Raw genomic sequence first — 15,428 nt, 5'->3', positions numbered from 1 at the left:
GTCCTACGTATTGCTTGAACGAAACCACAATGAACTATTACCAAATCCATCCAAATGCTGACGAATTGGTCAAGCAATGGCGCGACTGTCTTTCATGACCTCGGGCTGACCGAGCTGCTGCAGATCAATCCACGCATTGAGGTTAGCGCCGAGCATACCCTTTCGCCACATCAGCCAGGTGGTCGCAGTGGCAAATTGCCCGGTCAGCGGATGAACGGACACGCTGTCCTTGCCCGGCAGGCTGTCGAGCATGGATTGGGACATCAACGCCACCCCGGAACCGGCGATCACGCATGCGAGCATGCCTTGATAGGATTCGATCTCAATCGCCCGTCCCATGGCCACGCGCCCGTGGGAAAACCAGTTTTCGAGGCGTGTGCGATAGGCACAACTGCGTCGGAACGTGAACACCGAGCGGCCGGCAACATCCTGCGGACCACGCACGGGTGGGTGCTCGGCTTCGCAGATCAGCACCAGTTTTTCCTCGCATAACTGCACGCCGTCCAGTGTGGCGATGCTCAGCGGGCCATCTACAAACGCGGCGTCCAGGCGTCCCGTGATCAGACCTTCCAGCAGTTCACCGCTGGGTGCGGACTGCACCTGCAGATTCACCATCGGATAAGCCTTGTGATAACGCGCCAGCAGCTTGGGCAGATGGACCGCGCCGGTGCTGTACATGCTGCCGAGCACAAAATCACCGGCCGGCTGGCCGCCTTGCACCGCGCCGTGGGCTTCGTCGTGCAGTGCCAGCAGGCGAGTGCTGTAGTCCAGCAATATCTTGCCTGCCGGAGACAGCTGCAAGCGCTGGCGTTCACGCACGAACAGCTCTACGCCGAGTTGCTCTTCCATTTGCTTGAGACGGGTCGACAGGTTCGACGGCACGCGGTGCAGGCGCTCTGCCGCACGGGTGATGGAGCCCTCTTGCGCCACGGCCTGGAAAATCCGCAATTGACTGAACTCCATACCTTTCTCCAAAACTGAACAAGTTACTCACTATTATTCAATTTTACAGAAAGTCAATCCACCTTAGGCTGACGGTCATTCGTTTCTCAGCAGGACACCTGACCATGTCACCCCTCATTCGCTTACTCGCCAGCTCCATCGCCCTGATGATGGCCATGGGCATTGGCCGCTTCGCCCTCACCCCGCAAATGCCCCATATGCTCAGCGAAGGGCAGGTCGACCTGACCGACGCCGGTCTGATCGCCGCCGCCAATTACCTGGGCTATTTCGTGGGCGCCGTAGACTCGATTTTCGCCCGCGGCCATCGCCATGTGCGCGGTCGTCTGTACGGCGGGCTGTGGCTATGTGTGTTGCTGACCTTTGCATCGTATTGGGCCCACGCATTCTGGCCGCACCTGCTGTTGCGCTTTGGCACGGGTGTGGCGAGTGCCTGGGCCTTGGTGATGATCACCAGTTTGAGCCAGCCACTGGCACTCGCCGCCGGACGGCCGCGTCTGGGCGCCCTGGTATTTGCCGGACCGGGCCTGGGGATTCTGTTGACCGGGTTATTGGCGCTCGGCTCAAACCTGCTGGGACAAGACTCCGCCACCTTATGGTTGGTCTATGGCGCGGTGGCACTGGTGATGTTGCTCGCGATCCTGCCGTTTTTGCCGCAGCCGTGCGCCAGCGCCCCTGTCGCCAGCCATAACGACGCGGGCAGTAACGGCAGCATCAAGCACCTGTGTTGGATTTATGTCCTGTTCGGGCTGGGTTACATCATTCCAGCAACCTTCCTGTCGCAGATGGCCAGCGCCCAATTCAAAGGCGCCTGGCAAGCCGATCTGTTCTGGCCGTGCTTCGGCCTGCTCGCAGCGGTTGGAGTGGGGGTGGCGACCTTGCGTCGTAAAGACCCGGACACGACCCGCCGCTGGCTGATGACCACCCTCTGGCTGCAAGCGGCCGGGGTGTTCGCCTGCTTGCTGGGTAATGGTTGGGGGTTGGCGCTGGGGGTTCTGTTGTGCGGCGGACCATTCCTGGCCTGCATGCAGCTCGTAATGGCGCGCATGCGGGAGGTGGCACCCCACGGCTACCAGCGCAGTACCGGGCTGCTGACCGCCAGCTTTGCCATCGGCCAATTGAGCGGGCCCTTGCTGGCGTCGGTGAGCAGCCACCTCAGCGGTGGGCTGCGACCGGCATTGGTCATTGCCGGCACAGGCCTGTTACTGGCGGGAGCAATATTGGTCAGCCGGCAACCAGCGGCGCTTGCGTGCGCACCTGCTCGCGCCGTGCCAGCACCAGGAAAAACAGCCCTCCCAGGAAGCAGCCGGTAAACCAGGCGAAGTTGGCCATGCCCTGCAACGCCGGGGTGAAGGTGATCGCGACGCCCACCAGTGTCGCGGGCACCAGGGCCTTGACCGCTGTCCAGTTCACGCCACCGTCGAAGTAATAGCGGCCACTTGGGCTGTCATCGAACAGTGCATCCACGTCGATCTTCTGTTTTTTGATCAGGTAGAAATCCACCAGCAGGATCCCGAACAGAGGCCCGATAAACGCCGCGAGAATATCCAGGGTGTAGTGGATCATCAGCGGGTTGTTGAACAGGTTCCATGGGGTGATAAAGATCGAGGCGACCGCCGCGATCATGCCACCGGCGCGCCAGCTGATTTTGCTCGGTGCGACGTTGGCGAAGTCAAACGCCGGGGACACGAAGTTGGCGACGATATTGATACCGATGGTCGCGGTCACAAAGGCAAACGCACCCAGCAGCACGGCCATGTTGTTGTCGATACGCGACACCGTGGCAATCGGATCGTGGAGCATCTCGCCAAACACCGGCAACGTGCCCGAGACGATCACTACGGTCACCAGGGAGAACGCCAGGAAATTTACTGGCAGGCCCCAGAAGTTTCCGCGTCGCACATCCTGCATGCTGCGGCAGTAGCGGCTGAAATCGCCGAAATTCAGGGTTGGTCCCGAAAAGTACGACACCACGAGCGCAGTGGCCACGATCACTTGGCCGAACGCTTGCCAGCCCGACAGGGATTTTTCCGCCAGGGTAAAGCTGATGTTCGACCAGCCCGCCTTCCAGACGATCCAACCGGCCAGGGCAAACATCACTGCGTAGACCACCGGCCCCGCCCAATCAATAAAGCGGCGGATGGACTCCATGCCGGCCCAGAAAACTGCCGCTTGCAGCACCCATAAGCTGAGGAAACCAAACCAGCCCAGGTAGGACAGCCCGGCGAAATGCGGCTCTGCATACACCGCCATCTGTGGGAAGAATCGTAAAACCACAATGATCAGCGCGCTGGACGCCAGGTAGGTCTGAATCCCATACCAGGCCACGGCGATAAGACCGCGAATCACTGCAGGAATATTCGCGCCAAAGACACCAAAGGCGAGCCGGCAGATCACTGGGTAAGGAACGGCAGCCTGTTGGCTCGGCTTGGCCACCAGATTGGCGATCAGTTGCACGATGCAAATACCGGCGAGCAAGGCGATCAACACCTGCCAACTGGCCAGCCCCAGAGCAAACAGACTGGCGGCGAATACATACCCGCCAACGCTGTGCACGTCACTCATCCAGAAGGCGAAGATGTTGTACCAGTTCCACTTCTGCGGCAGCGGGCCCAGATCCTGGTTATACAGGCGTGGGCTATAGCCTTTGGGCAATTGTTCGGTCATCGCTGGGCTCCTCGTCATACCGGCCTGCGCTTCCGTCGCAGGGGTGCATACGGAAGGCGGCAAGTTTTGTATACGAAACAGTCAGCAGAATACGTGCCAATGGCACACAATCCCTCTACAACGGCGTTTCAAAGGAGATGAAGGTACCTTCGTAGCGGGGACCACGCTCAGCAACGGTGCACATAAATCCTGTACACAATCATCGGTGCACCCGATGTGCACACAGGTGCCCAACCGTGCAGCACACCGCCGTCAAAACGGTGCCCCAGGCCATGTCCATCAGCGCCAATCCAGCAGACCAGCCTTGCAGCGTGGCCCAGTTGCTCAGGTCGTAGGTGCCATAGGCCACAAGCCCCAGCAAGGCCCCCATACGCGCCGCGCGCTGCCAACTGATGCTGGGCAAGACCACGAACACCACACAACCGAGGACATACAGGAGATAGAACAGCACTGCGGGCAATAGGCGGGGCTGATCAAGCATCAGCGGACCCAGCAGGGATTTGTAGGTGGGGCCCATAAGGACACCGAGCCACAGGCCGTCGAGCACCAGGAAAGCAAGCAAGGTGGCGAGGTAAGCAAACACAGACTTCTTGGACATTGACGCACCTCTGTAGGAGCCCATTGCTCCTACAGAAGAGCAAACCCTACTCAGCTAAGTTCAATACGATCCGCATGGATCACAATCTGACCTTGCTTGTAGAGCGCACCAATAGCCTTCTTGAAGTTGCCCTTGCTCACGCCGAACAAATTGCTGATTACGGTCGGGTCGCTTTTATCGCTGACCGGCAACGTGCCGTTGTTTTCGCGCAACTTGGCGAGAATCTTCGAGTTGAGGCTGGAGGCCGCTTCCTGGCCAACCGGTTGCAGGCTCAGGCTGATGTTGCCATCGGCGCGGATCTCTTTGATGAAGCCTTTTTCTTCCTTGCCCGGGCGCAGGAACTTGAACACCTCGTTCTTGTGAATCAGGCCCCAGTGCTTGTTGTTGATGATCGCCTTGAAGCCCATGTCAGTGGCTTCGGCCACCAGCAGGTCGACTTCCTGGCCTACGACGTAGTTGGCCGGGGTCTTGTCCAGGTAGCGATCAAGACGTGCGGTGGCGGTGATGCGCTTGGTGTGCTTGTCGAGGTAGACGTGCACCACGCAATATTCACCGGCAGTCATCTGGCGTTTTTCTTCCGAGTACGGCAACAACAGGTCTTTTGGCAAACCCCAATCGAGGAATACACCAATGCTGTTGACTTCCACCACTTTCAAACTGGCGAACTCGCCGACTTGAACTTTGGGTTTCTCGGTAGTGGCGATAAGTTTGTCATCGCTGTCCAGGTAAATGAAAACGTTAAGCCAGTCTTCATCTTCACTGGGAATATCTTTGGGGATATACCGATTAGGCAAGAGGATTTCGCCATCTTGCGCACCATCCAGGTACAAACCGAAGTTAGTGTGTTTTACCACTTGTAAGCTGTTGTAGCGCCCGACTAGAGCCATTTCCAATACCCTCATTGCGTGGGCGGCATTCTACCCGAGTTGCGTGCGCCACGCGCGCGCGCCTGAAAAATCACAGGCGGGTGAGGCTTCCAAAGGGCATCGCTCCGCTCGTCCGATCATTTGGCTGAATTTTACTCCTGCGCCAGCGCTGCTTCGCCCCAGGGTTTGCAGTCAAAACAGCAAGTTACGGGCTAATTTCAACGATGAACTTCGTTTATTTCCAGCTGCGGCACTTATTCCCAGGGGATATTTGCCAAGCAATTGTCAAGTATTTCCTGTACGATGCCTGGCCAAGTTAATTTTCTACAGGTTAGTGGCCGCCATGCGCGTAAAAGCATCCAACAGCAAAGCAAAGCCAGCTCCCGCCGTTGAAACCAGCGAATCGATCAACAGCCAAATCGCTGCGTTCCTCAAATCCGGTGGTGAAATCCAGCAAATTGCCAAGGGCGTGAGCGGCCAGACTTTCGGCCCGTCCAAGCAGATCAGCCTGGGTAAAAAGTAATACCGCGCAGCACACCTGGTCCCTAAGCGTCTTGCCTTCAAGGCGCTAGGACTAGAGCCCGAAGCACCCTCCCCTAACATTCAATAGTGCGCTAATCGACGAACGGGCCTCATCGCCTGACATTCGCCGGTATCCTTGCACACGTCTAGCGCGGGCATCTGCCCGATCTTCTCCATTACTGCTCCTCGCTTTTCATGGAGTGAAGCATGCTCAAGTCCTGCATTTTTCTGGTCAGCACATTAGTGGCTTGCCCTCTTGCCGAAGCGCAGATCTTCCAGCGCGAATTGGGCGACTTCGACCTGAAATTGGGCACTACCCCCAGCCGCAGCATGGCCCAGGGCCTGGTCAAGCCGACCTCACCGGGCAGCGATTCTTTCCACGGCGGCCTGGACCTCAGCCACGACAGTGGCCTGTACTTCGGCCAATTCTCGCCCAACATGGGCCTGTCCTCAGCAAGCACCCTCGAAGTCGATTCCTACATGGGCTTTAAACACCCCTTCGACCAGACACTCGGCTATGAAGTCGGCTTGATCCACTACAGCTACCCCAAGCTCAGCCCCCTCGACAGCCAGGAGTTCTATGGCGGCCTGAACCTGTTGGGCAATCGCTTCGGCGCCTCTTTCAGCAACGACCCGGACCGCCAGGACAGCACAATTTTTGCCGATCTCGGCGGCACCCAGCCCTTCGGCATCGGCGTGAGCATGAAGTACACCACTCATCAGTTGGGCACGCCGGCTTCGGTAGACGGCGGCACCATCAGCAGTTTCAGCGACTGGTCGGTGCAATTCTCCCGTGCCTGGAAGGGCATCGACCTGGACCTGATCTACAGCGACTCCAGCCTCAGCGGCGGCGATTGCTCGGCGTACTCCGGACACAATTCGCAATGCGACGGGCTGTTGACCTTGAAGGCCGTGCGGTCGTTTTATTGATGGGCTGAACTGTCGCGCCCGACGCGGGTTCACATGCATTGACTCTCTCTGCCCAAGGACACGCCCATGCTGCATCGGCTCAAACTGCTGGTGGTACTCCTGACCCTGAGCCTGGCACTCGCCGGCTGCAATCGCGTGGGGCTGGCCTATCGCAACCTGGACGTGATCATCCCCTGGACCCTCAATGACTACCTGGACATGAACGCCGGGCAGAAGAGCTGGTTCAACGACAAACTCAAGGAGCACCTGGCCTGGCACTGCACCACACAGTTGCCCGGTTACCTGGATTGGCTCGATCGCCTGCAACAGATGGTCGACGACAACCAGGTTACCGACGCGGCGCTTAAGATGCGTACCGCCGAAGCCGAACAAGCCATTGCTGAAATCGCACGTGAGATCACTCCCTCGGCCATTGAACTGCTCCAGGGATTGGATGAACAACAGGTCAAGGAAATGAACGACGCCCTGGCCAAGGACCTGCGCAAACGCCAGGACGATTACCTGAAGCCGCCGCTGGCTCAGCAAATCAAGGACCGCGCCGAGCGCATGAATAAACGCCTGGACACCTGGATGGGCCCGCTGAGCACCAGTCAGCAGAATCGTGTCACAGCCTGGTCAATCGCCCTGGGCGAGCAGAATCAGGAATGGATCGGCAACCGCGCCCATTGGCAGGCGCAATTTATCGACGCCGTGCAGCAACGCCACAGCACCGACTTCCCGAAGAAAATGCAGCAATTGCTGGTGGACCGCGAAAGCCTGTGGACCCCGCAATATCGTGCGGCTTACGCCCAGACCGAAGCCGCGGCGCGCAGCCTGATTGTCGACGTGATGGCGGAAAGTACGCCGCAGCAACGCTTGAAACTCACGCAGAAAATCGACGGCGTACGCAGCGACTTCAACGCACTCAAATGCCTGAAGAGCGCCGAGGCCTAAGTAGGCGACAGAGTGCCCAGCCATGCCACCAGTGCAAGAATCAGCATCACGGCGCCGAACTCCAGGGCCATGCTGCGCCGCAGCGCGGCAATGGCCGGCGCCGGGTCGCCCGCTGCCAGGGCGCGTTGCAGAAACGGCGTCAGGTGGAAGCGATTGAGCGTCGCCAGCCCCAGCATCACGCCGAACACGCCTAGTTTCAGGCTCAACAGGCGCGCATAGATACCGCCGGTGAGACCGTCCAGATTCGGCCCGACCACCCACAGATAATTCGCCACGCCGCTGACGATCAGCACGACGACGAACCCCGCACCTGTGCGCTCGAACCCCGCCAGTGCGGCAGCCAATGCCTCCACGCGGCGGGCATCTCCCAATGATGCGCGCATCAGCAACAGTGCAAACGCCGCCAACGCGCCCAGCCACCCCGCCGCCGCCAACAGGTGCGCACTGTCGCTTAGCATGTGCCACGCCCCAGGCGCGCCCTCGTGCATCACGCCGTGCCCGGTCCACATCAGGGTCACCAGTGCGACACCGCCAAACAGCGTGGCCAGAGATAGGTTGACGAAGGTGACCAGCACCAGCGCCACAATGCGCAGGCACGCTGTCCAGCCCAGGTCAGTCTGCGTCAGCATCATCTGCAGGTGCGGCCATAACGTCGGCCAATCCGTGGCACCGCTCATGGCCTGGGTGATACTTAACATCGACGTGATCGAAAGCAGCACGCCAAGGCTCGCCGTCCCTCCCAGCAGCTTCTTGAAATTCAATAAAGGACGTTCTGCAGCATTGAGGCCGTAGAGGCCAAAAAGCCCCAGGCCAAACACCAGCATCAAGTCCAGATACAGCGCAAAGCGCAGCAATATTTGGCTCAGTTCACTCATGGCTGGACACTGAACACCACGTTACCGGTGATCGGATGGGTATCGGATGACACTGCCCGCCAGTCGACCCGGTAGGTGCCACCCGTCAGCATGGAAGCCGGTTTGATCAGCATCACCTTGGGGTCGACGCTGGCTGCCACGCTGGCCTTCACCGGCATCGGCGAATTGGGCATGCCGGGCATATCGGTCATGGTCAGCTTGGCGCCAGAGAACTGTGTCAGCAGGTTCTCCGAGAAACGCAGCTCAATCACGGCCGGCGCCGCGCCCTGGGCGCCGGCCGCCGGAATGGACGACAGCAGTTTCGGGTGGGCCGAGGCCGGCAGGCTGATGAGTAATCCGGTCCACAGCGCACCACCCGCTAACGCAGTTTTCAACACAGACATGCAAGACTCCGGGCCGCGCCAGGCGGCGAGTTATAGGTATAGGAAAAAGCTCAAAACCAAAGGCGCACGCCGACGACCCAGCGTACTTGGCTGATGTCTTCGTCTTCCTCACGGGCGTAGTGCGCCGTCTGGCCATAGGTTCGGTTCCAGCTGACACCCACGTAAGGCGCAAACTCACGGCGAACGTCGTAACGCAACCGCAGGCCCAGCTCGCTACCCGACAAGCCCGCGCCAACCCTGCGTTGCGGGTCGTTTTGCGCATAAAAGTTGAGTTCGGCGGTCGGCTGCAGGATCAGGCGATTGGTCAGCAGGATGTCGTAGTCCCCTTCCAGTCGTGCGGTGGTGCGCCCTGACTCGCCGACAAACAGCATCGCCTCGGCTTCGAAGTTGTACAGCGCCATGCCTTGCACGCCGAAAGCGGCCCAGGTTTGGTTGTCATCGGGCTTGAAGTCCTGGCGCACGCCGCCTACCAGATCCCACCACGGACTGATCGCATGTCCCCACAGGGCCTGGGCTTCGGCACTGTCGGTACGCCCGGCGCTGCGCTCGCCTTCACTGCGCAGCCACAGGCGGTCGACGTCACCACCGATCCAGCCCTTGGCGTCCCAATTCAACGCACCACTGCCTTCACCGCCTTGCCATTCCAACTGGTTGAGCAGCAGCATCGAATGCACGGCGCTGTCATGCACCCGATGCCCGCCCGGCTCGTGGAACACCGCCGCACGGTCCGCATCGGTCAGCACCGGGATCGGTGTGCGGCTTTCAGTCAACGCCGGCACCGCCGGGCTCATCCCTTGGAACTCTTCCTCGGCAGTCGCCAGCGGACTGAACACCAGCGCCATGCAAACCGCTAAAACACGCTGACTCATACTGGCCTCCTCATTCATGCACGCGCACTTCACGGAACATGCCCATTTCCATGTGGTACAGCAGGTGGCAGTGATAGGCCCACCGGCCCAAGGCGTCGGCGGTCACGCGGTAGCTGCGGCGTGAGCCCGGCGGCATGTCGATGGTGTGCTTGCGCACCTGGAACTGGCCGTTCTCGTCCTCCAGGTCGCTCCACAGTCCGTGCAGGTGGATGGGGTGGCTCATCATGGTGTCGTTGACCAGCACCAGCCGCACGCGCTCGCCATAGCTGAGCTGCAAGGGCTCGGCATCGGAAAACTTCACACCATTGAATGACCAGGCGAATTTTTCCATGTGCCCGGTAAGGTGCAGCTCGATGGTCCGCGCAGGATCGCGTCCGTCAGGGTCCTCGAACGTACTGCGCAGATCGGCGTAAGTCAGCACCCGCCGGCCGTTGTTGCGCAGGCCGATGCCAGGGTCGTCGAGCTTGGGCACCGGGTTCATGGCTTGCATGTCCACCAGCGGGTTGTTCGCTTCGCTTGCCGGGTGGGCCTGCATCGCAATTGCGCCCATGGCGCTGTGGTCCATGCCTTCCATACCGGGCATATCCGCCATGGCTCCGTGGTCCATGCCGCCCATGGCCATGTCTTGCATGCTCAGCCAGACACGCGGGTCAAGCGCCGGCACTGGGGCCATCGCGCCTGCCTGACGGGCCAGGGTGCCTCGGGCAAAGCCGGTGCGGTCCATCGACTGGGCAAACAGTGTGTATGCCTCAGCGGTGGGTTCCACCAGTACGTCAAAGGTTTCGGCGACAGCAATGCGCAATTCGTCGACGTCGACCGGCTGCACCGGCTGGCCGTCGGCGGCGATGACGGTCATTTTCAGGCCCGGAATGCGCACATCGAAATATGTCATCGCCGAGCCGTTGATGAAGCGCAGACGGACCGTCTCCCCGGCCTGAAACAGCCCGGTCCAGTTCAGGCCCGGCGCTTGGCCGTTGAGCAGGTAGGTGTAGGTTTCACCGCTGACGTCGGCAAGATCGGTAGGGTTCATCTTCATCTGCGCCCACATCCGGCGGTCGGCGAGGGTGGCCGACCAGCCCTGCTTGCCCACGTCGCGCACAAAATCACTCACGGTGGGTTTGTGCAGGTTGTAGTAGTCGGACTGCTTCTTGAGCGTCTTCATCAGGGCGACGGGGTCTTCGTCAGTCCAATCCGACAGCATCACCACGTAGTCGCGCTGGTAGGCGTAAGGCTCGGGCTCCCTGGGGTCGATCACCAAGGGGCCGTACACGCCCTGTTGTTCCTGGAATCCAGAATGGCTGTGGTACCAGTACGTGCCGTGCTGCTTGACCTTGAACTGATAGACAAACACGCCGCCCGGCTCGATGCCCTTGAAACTCAGGCCCGGTACGCCGTCCATGGTCGACGGCAGGAGAATACCGTGCCAGTGGATCGAGGTCGGCTCGGCCAGGCGGTTTTTCACTCGCAGGGTCACCGTGTCGCCCTCGCGCCAACGCAACAGCGGGCCCGGCAGGCTGCCGTTGATGGTCAACGCGGTGCGTGCCTGGCCGGTGAGGTTGACCGGCGTCTGGTCGATAGACAGATCGAAGTCAGTGCCGGCCAGCACCGTGGGTTGGCCTGGGCTGCTCAGCGCCCAGACCGGTGGGCGCCAAATCCCGAGCCCGCCCAGCAGGCCGCCGGCGGCCAGGCATTTGACGAAGGTACGTCGAGAAGTGAGAGGGTGCATGCCAATTCAAGCCCGTCAGTTGAATGGCAGCAGATTAGGCGGCGCCGGCTGTCAGCAACCTTAGCGGCAGATTACCGATCCGACAGTTTCGCCCCAGCGCCCTGGGGCGCCGGGGCGTGAAAAGAATCAGGCGATCTGTGCTTTGGACGCCACGTCAGCAAAGGTCTGTGGATCAAGCGCATCGTCCTGCTCATCCAGTACCTGGCGCGGATGATCGTTGCCGGGAATGGAGCTGTCGATCAGCGCCAGCAGTTGGGCACCCAGCGGCGTGAGAATGAAATTCTCGCCATTGCCGCCCTCTTCCTCGGGGCGCGATTCAATAAAGCCGCGTTTGAACAGCAGCGCTTCATAATCTGCCGCAGTCTTTTTCAACACATCCAGATTGCCAGTGTCCTGGCCCGCCGTGGCCTTCTCGGCCGCTTCCTGTTCGGCGTATTTACGCGGGGCAAAGCTGCCTTCGCCATTCTGCACTTCGTGCAGCAAACGCTCGATCAAATCCCAGTTGTAAGTCGTCATCCTGATTCCTCCTGCGGGCATGCAAAAGTGTCCCGTCAAAAGGTGTGACTCGTACCGTCATCCGCCGTTCACCCCATCGGACGGGCGTCATTTCTCTGAACTTTCCAGACGTTCGCCCCCTCAACCGTACATCATTGCCAAGGAGGTCCGAACCATGAATACCCTGAGAAATCTGGCCATCGCCGCCACCCTGCTAACCGCCCTGCCCGCCTGGGCCTGCACGCCCGACGAGGCCACGGGCAAACGGGAGCAGTTAGCCACGCAAGTCGCCAAGCTCACCGAGCAGAACCCCAGCAAAGCCAAAGAGATGAACGAAGAGCTGCAGAAGATGGACCTGGACACCGAGAGCGCCGAATTCCCTGACAAGTGCCAGTTGATCGACGCCCGTCTTGAAGAGCTGAGAGAGGCTGCCGCAAAAGCGAAAAATTGAAGGCATAAAAAAACCGGACGACGTCCGGTTTTTTCACATCAGCCCCGGCTTATTCGGCGGCCGGTGCTTCTGGTTTGCGGCGCTTGAGCGGGGCCATGCCGTCTTTGCTGACGAGCGACAGGTTGTCGGTCTTCGGACGGTTGGCGATCTTGCGCTTGGTCGGCGACTTGGCGCCGGTTTTCTTCTTGTCGCCCTTGGCGTCGGTCTTTTTCTTCTTCACGCCAACGGCCTTGCCGGACGCTTTGACCTTCTTCGGCCCGGTGTAGGTGCCTTTGACTTCCTTGATGGTGCGGCGCTCAAACGACTGCTTGAGGTAGCGTTCGATGCTCGACATCAGGTTCCAGTCGCCATGGCAGATCAGCGAGATGGCCAGGCCATCGTTGCCGGCACGCCCGGTACGGCCGATACGGTGCACGTACTCGTCGCCGCTGCGTGGCATGTCGAAGTTGATCACCATGTCCAGGCCATCGACGTCCAGGCCGCGGGCAGCTACATCGGTAGCAACCAGGATTTTCACGCCGCCGGCCTTGAGGCGGTCGATGGCCAGCTTGCGGTCCTTCTGGTCTTTCTCACCGTGCAGGACAAACGCTTTGTAGTCCTGGGCCACCAAGCGACCGTAGATGCGGTCAGCCGCAGCACGGGTGTTGGTGAACACGATGGCCTTCTGATAGGTCTCGTTGGCCAGCAGCCAGTTCAGGATCTGCTCTTTGTGCACATTGTGGTCAGCCATGACGATCTGCTGGCGCGTAGTCGCGTTCAGGTCGCTGACGTTGTTGACCTGCAGGTGCTCCGGGTTGTTCAGCACCTTGGCGACCATCTCACGAAGGGTCGAACCCCCGGTGGTGGCGGAGAACAGCATGGTCTGCTGACGGTTTACGCATTCGGCGACCAGACGCTGCACATCGTCGGCAAAGCCCATGTCGAGCATGCGGTCGGCTTCGTCGAGCACCAGCACTTCGACTTCCTTGAGGTCGAGGTTGCCGGCGTTGAGTTGCTCGATCATGCGGCCCGGGGTGCCGATCAGGATGTCCGGCACCTTGCGCAGCATGGCGGCCTGGACCTTGAAGTCTTCACCACCCGTGATGATGCCGGACTTGATGAAGGTGAACTGCGAGAAACGCTCCACTTCCTTCAAGGTCTGCTGCGCCAGCTCACGGGTTGGCAGCAGGATCAGGGTCTTGATACTCACACGGACTTTGGCCGGGCCGATCAGACGATTCAGAACCGGCAGGACGAAAGCGGCGGTCTTGCCGCTACCGGTTTGAGCCGTCACCCGCAGGTCACGCCCTTCGAGCGCGAGCGGGATGGCCGCTGCTTGCACAGGCGTAGGCTCGACAAATTTAAGCTCGGCCACGGCTTTGAGCAGGCGTTCGTGCAGGGCGAATTGGGAAAACACGGGTGCTACCTCGAAGAATTACAAAATATCAGCTGCATAGGGTAACGGTTTCGGGCGCCCAAACCGAGTTTCTTTACGCGAACGGCGCTAATCAGCTGCTTTTTTGTTAGGGCTTTTGTCCGTGACGCCAACTTTGTCGCACTTAGATGCTCTAATCGCCCCGTCTTGTCTTACAGAGGAATCGGTTTCACCCATGGATATCAAACAGCTCTGGCTCAACGTCCAAGACCTCTGGGGCGCCCTCGACGAACACCCGTTGCTGCATGCCAGCCTCGGTTTCCTGGTGTTGCTGGTGGTCGCCCTGCTGCTGGGACGGATAGCGCGATACCTCATCCTGCACGCCGTCAAATTGCTCGGCCGCCAACCGGCGCTGCACTGGCTCAATGACCTGCGGCACAACAAAGTCTTCCATCGCCTGGCGCAGATGACACCATCCCTGGTGATCCAGTTCGGCCTGTACCTGGTGCCGGCCCTGAGCAAAACCGCGATCCTGTTTATCGGCAACGTGGCACTGGCCATCTCCATCCTGTTCCTGGTCCTGGCCATGAGCGCCCTGCTCAACGCCCTGCTGGACATCTACGCCCGCACCGAACATGCGCGCACCCGCTCGATCAAGGGTTACGTGCAGTTGGCAAAGATGGTGCTGTTCGTGTTCGGCGCGATCATCATCGTCGCTACCTTGATCGACCGTTCGCCGCTGTTGCTGCTGTCGGGCCTGGGTGCGATGTCGGCGGTCATCCTGTTGGTGTACAAGGACACGCTGCTGTCGTTCGTCGCCAGTGTGCAACTCACCAGCAACGACATGTTGCGGGTTGGTGACTGGATCGAAATGCCCCAGGTCGGCGCCGACGGCGACGTGGTGGATATCACCCTGCACACGGTCAAGGTGCAGAATTTCGACAAGACCATCGTCTCGATTCCTACCTGGCGCCTGATGTCCGAGTCGTTCAAGAACTGGCGCGGCATGCAGGCTTCCGGTGGGCGTCGGATCAAGCGCAGCCTGTTCATCGACGCCAGCGGCGTGCGCTTCCTGCGCGATGACGAAGAGGTGCGCATGACCCAGGTGCACCTGCTCACCGACTACATCGGGCGCAAGCAGGCCGAACTCAAGGCCTGGAACGAAGCCCAGGGCCATAGCGCGCAACTGCTGGCCAACCGCCGCCGCATGACCAACCTCGGCACCTTCCGTGCCTATGCCCTGGCCTACCTGAAAAGCCATCCGGACATCCAGCCGAACATGACGTGCATGGTGCGCCAGATGCAAACCACCGCCCAAGGCGTGCCGCTGGAGATCTACTGCTTCACCCGCACCACGGCGTGGGCGGATTACGAGCGGATCCAGGGCGACATCTTCGATTACCTGTTGGCGGTGTTGCCGGAATTTGGACTGAGCCTGTATCAGCAGCCTAGTGGCACCGATCTACGTAACGGGATACTGGCACTGACGCCCACCTCCCAGGTCTCGCCAGCCCTGCAGTAGTGAAACCGGCGAGGCGCAAATGAGCGCCTCGCCGGACCAGTATCCCGGTAAAGCCGGCAACTATGTGTAGCCGCTGCCGCCGAATAATCAACTGACAGGACCAATAAAGGAAATTTCTCCCTACGCCTTTAGTGAATTTCACTACTTGCGCGCACTATTTCTAATCTGTTTTAAAAAAAACCAACGCCTTAGCATCTGGCCATCAAACAACGCCAGATAAAGGCCATCCTCATGTTATGGACAACTCAGCTTTCTGATAATGCGGCAGACTTTGTAT

At 59.9% G+C, this 15,428-nt stretch carries 16 protein-coding genes; 6 read left to right on the top strand and 10 right to left on the bottom strand.

Annotated elements, in window-relative coordinates:
- Positions 1-69: 69 nt before the first annotated feature.
- Positions 70-963, bottom strand: coding sequence for a LysR family transcriptional regulator (locus AOA60_RS08630; protein ID WP_099584058.1), 894 nt, complete (start codon positions 961-963; stop codon positions 70-72).
- A gap of 104 nt (positions 964-1,067) precedes the next feature.
- On the opposite strand from AOA60_RS08630, the gene AOA60_RS08625 reads away from it, so the two are divergent.
- Positions 1,068-2,273 (top strand): MFS transporter, encoded by a 1,206-nt coding sequence (locus AOA60_RS08625; protein ID WP_099584057.1) that lies wholly within the window; start codon positions 1,068-1,070, stop codon positions 2,271-2,273.
- Here the strand turns inward: AOA60_RS08625 and AOA60_RS08620 are convergent.
- From AOA60_RS08620 to AOA60_RS08610, 3 genes are all read right to left on the bottom strand, one after another.
- On the bottom strand, positions 2,185-3,627 hold the full coding sequence (locus AOA60_RS08620; protein ID WP_099584056.1) for an NCS1 family nucleobase:cation symporter-1: 1,443 nt from the start codon (positions 3,625-3,627) through the stop codon (positions 2,185-2,187). The genes AOA60_RS08625 and AOA60_RS08620 overlap by 89 nt on opposite strands.
- A 199-nt stretch (positions 3,628-3,826) precedes the next feature.
- The gene (locus AOA60_RS08615) at positions 3,827-4,225 is read right to left on the bottom strand and encodes a DUF2177 family protein (protein ID WP_099584055.1); all 399 of its coding nucleotides are present in this window, start codon (positions 4,223-4,225) and stop codon (positions 3,827-3,829) included.
- 50 nt (positions 4,226-4,275) lie between these two features.
- Positions 4,276-5,112 (bottom strand): S1 RNA-binding domain-containing protein, encoded by an 837-nt coding sequence (locus tag AOA60_RS08610; protein WP_099584054.1) that lies wholly within the window; start codon positions 5,110-5,112, stop codon positions 4,276-4,278.
- Positions 5,113-5,434: 322 nt separating this feature from the next.
- On the opposite strand from AOA60_RS08610, the gene AOA60_RS08605 reads away from it, so the two are divergent.
- The 3 genes from AOA60_RS08605 to AOA60_RS08595 all read left to right on the top strand — a co-directional run bounded on the left by AOA60_RS08605 (position 5,435) and on the right by AOA60_RS08595 (position 7,476).
- Complete coding sequence (locus AOA60_RS08605; RefSeq protein WP_003193095.1) at positions 5,435-5,614, top strand: hypothetical protein; 180 nt, start codon at positions 5,435-5,437, stop codon at positions 5,612-5,614.
- A gap of 206 nt (positions 5,615-5,820) precedes the next feature.
- Positions 5,821-6,543: a TorF family putative porin gene (locus tag AOA60_RS08600; RefSeq protein ID WP_099584053.1), complete on the top strand. Its 723-nt coding sequence runs from the start codon at positions 5,821-5,823 to the stop codon at positions 6,541-6,543.
- A gap of 66 nt (positions 6,544-6,609) precedes the next feature.
- Positions 6,610-7,476, top strand: coding sequence for a DUF6279 family lipoprotein (locus AOA60_RS08595; protein WP_099584052.1), 867 nt, complete (start codon positions 6,610-6,612; stop codon positions 7,474-7,476).
- Here the strand turns inward: AOA60_RS08595 and copD are convergent.
- From copD to AOA60_RS08570, 5 genes are all read right to left on the bottom strand, one after another.
- Positions 7,473-8,351 carry a copper homeostasis membrane protein CopD gene (copD, locus tag AOA60_RS08590; protein WP_099584051.1) on the bottom strand — a complete coding sequence of 293 codons (879 nt, stop codon included), beginning with the start codon at positions 8,349-8,351 and terminating at the stop codon, positions 7,473-7,475. The genes AOA60_RS08595 and copD overlap by 4 nt on opposite strands.
- Complete coding sequence (gene copC / locus AOA60_RS08585; RefSeq protein WP_099584050.1) at positions 8,348-8,734, bottom strand: copper homeostasis periplasmic binding protein CopC; 387 nt, start codon at positions 8,732-8,734, stop codon at positions 8,348-8,350. Before copC ends, copD begins: the two co-directional genes overlap by 4 nt.
- 50 nt (positions 8,735-8,784) lie before the next feature.
- On the bottom strand, positions 8,785-9,603 hold the full coding sequence (locus AOA60_RS08580) for a copper resistance protein B (protein WP_099584049.1): 819 nt from the start codon (positions 9,601-9,603) through the stop codon (positions 8,785-8,787).
- A gap of 10 nt (positions 9,604-9,613) precedes the next feature.
- Entirely contained in the window at positions 9,614-11,329 is a 1,716-nt protein-coding gene (locus AOA60_RS08575; protein ID WP_099584048.1) for a copper resistance system multicopper oxidase, read from the bottom strand.
- Between the two features lie 126 nt (positions 11,330-11,455).
- Positions 11,456-11,845 (bottom strand): transcriptional regulator, encoded by a 390-nt coding sequence (locus AOA60_RS08570; protein ID WP_099584047.1) that lies wholly within the window; start codon positions 11,843-11,845, stop codon positions 11,456-11,458.
- Between the two features lie 154 nt (positions 11,846-11,999).
- Between AOA60_RS08570 and AOA60_RS08565 the strand changes: the two genes are divergently transcribed.
- The gene (locus AOA60_RS08565) at positions 12,000-12,275 is read left to right on the top strand and encodes a hypothetical protein (protein ID WP_099584046.1); all 276 of its coding nucleotides are present in this window, start codon (positions 12,000-12,002) and stop codon (positions 12,273-12,275) included.
- A gap of 49 nt (positions 12,276-12,324) precedes the next feature.
- Here the strand turns inward: AOA60_RS08565 and AOA60_RS08560 are convergent, their stop codons facing one another.
- Positions 12,325-13,671: a DEAD/DEAH box helicase gene (locus AOA60_RS08560; protein ID WP_099584045.1), complete on the bottom strand. Its 1,347-nt coding sequence runs from the start codon at positions 13,669-13,671 to the stop codon at positions 12,325-12,327.
- Between the two features lie 193 nt (positions 13,672-13,864).
- Between AOA60_RS08560 and AOA60_RS08555 the strand changes: the two genes are divergently transcribed.
- Positions 13,865-15,151, top strand: coding sequence for a mechanosensitive ion channel family protein (locus AOA60_RS08555; protein ID WP_099584044.1), 1,287 nt, complete (start codon positions 13,865-13,867; stop codon positions 15,149-15,151).
- The last annotated feature ends 277 nt before the right edge of the window (positions 15,152-15,428 follow it).

It is taken from the genome of Pseudomonas sp. 2822-17 (genome assembly GCF_002742485.1).
In the GTDB taxonomy this organism is placed as follows: domain Bacteria; phylum Pseudomonadota; class Gammaproteobacteria; order Pseudomonadales; family Pseudomonadaceae; genus Aquipseudomonas; species Aquipseudomonas cyclaminis.
Note: the sequence above shows the minus strand (reverse complement) of the source record. Positions and strands in the feature narration are given on the sequence as shown.

Coding starts and splice junctions, on each gene's coding strand:
- AOA60_RS08620 (WP_099584056.1), bottom strand. CDS start 3,627: ATGACCGAACAATTGCCCAAAGGCTATAGCCCACGCCTGTATAACCAG.
- AOA60_RS08555 (WP_099584044.1), top strand. CDS start 13,865: ATGGATATCAAACAGCTCTGGCTCAACGTCCAAGACCTCTGGGGCGCC.
- copC (WP_099584050.1), bottom strand. CDS start 8,734: ATGTCTGTGTTGAAAACTGCGTTAGCGGGTGGTGCGCTGTGGACCGGA.
- AOA60_RS08600 (WP_099584053.1), top strand. CDS start 5,821: ATGCTCAAGTCCTGCATTTTTCTGGTCAGCACATTAGTGGCTTGCCCT.
- AOA60_RS08610 (WP_099584054.1), bottom strand. CDS start 5,112: ATGGCTCTAGTCGGGCGCTACAACAGCTTACAAGTGGTAAAACACACT.
- AOA60_RS08605 (WP_003193095.1), top strand. CDS start 5,435: ATGCGCGTAAAAGCATCCAACAGCAAAGCAAAGCCAGCTCCCGCCGTT.
- AOA60_RS08565 (WP_099584046.1), top strand. CDS start 12,000: ATGAATACCCTGAGAAATCTGGCCATCGCCGCCACCCTGCTAACCGCC.
- AOA60_RS08625 (WP_099584057.1), top strand. CDS start 1,068: ATGTCACCCCTCATTCGCTTACTCGCCAGCTCCATCGCCCTGATGATG.
- AOA60_RS08580 (WP_099584049.1), bottom strand. CDS start 9,603: ATGAGTCAGCGTGTTTTAGCGGTTTGCATGGCGCTGGTGTTCAGTCCG.
- AOA60_RS08615 (WP_099584055.1), bottom strand. CDS start 4,225: ATGTCCAAGAAGTCTGTGTTTGCTTACCTCGCCACCTTGCTTGCTTTC.
- AOA60_RS08570 (WP_099584047.1), bottom strand. CDS start 11,845: ATGACGACTTACAACTGGGATTTGATCGAGCGTTTGCTGCACGAAGTG.
- AOA60_RS08630 (WP_099584058.1), bottom strand. CDS start 963: ATGGAGTTCAGTCAATTGCGGATTTTCCAGGCCGTGGCGCAAGAGGGC.
- AOA60_RS08575 (WP_099584048.1), bottom strand. CDS start 11,329: ATGCACCCTCTCACTTCTCGACGTACCTTCGTCAAATGCCTGGCCGCC.
- AOA60_RS08595 (WP_099584052.1), top strand. CDS start 6,610: ATGCTGCATCGGCTCAAACTGCTGGTGGTACTCCTGACCCTGAGCCTG.
- copD (WP_099584051.1), bottom strand. CDS start 8,351: ATGAGTGAACTGAGCCAAATATTGCTGCGCTTTGCGCTGTATCTGGAC.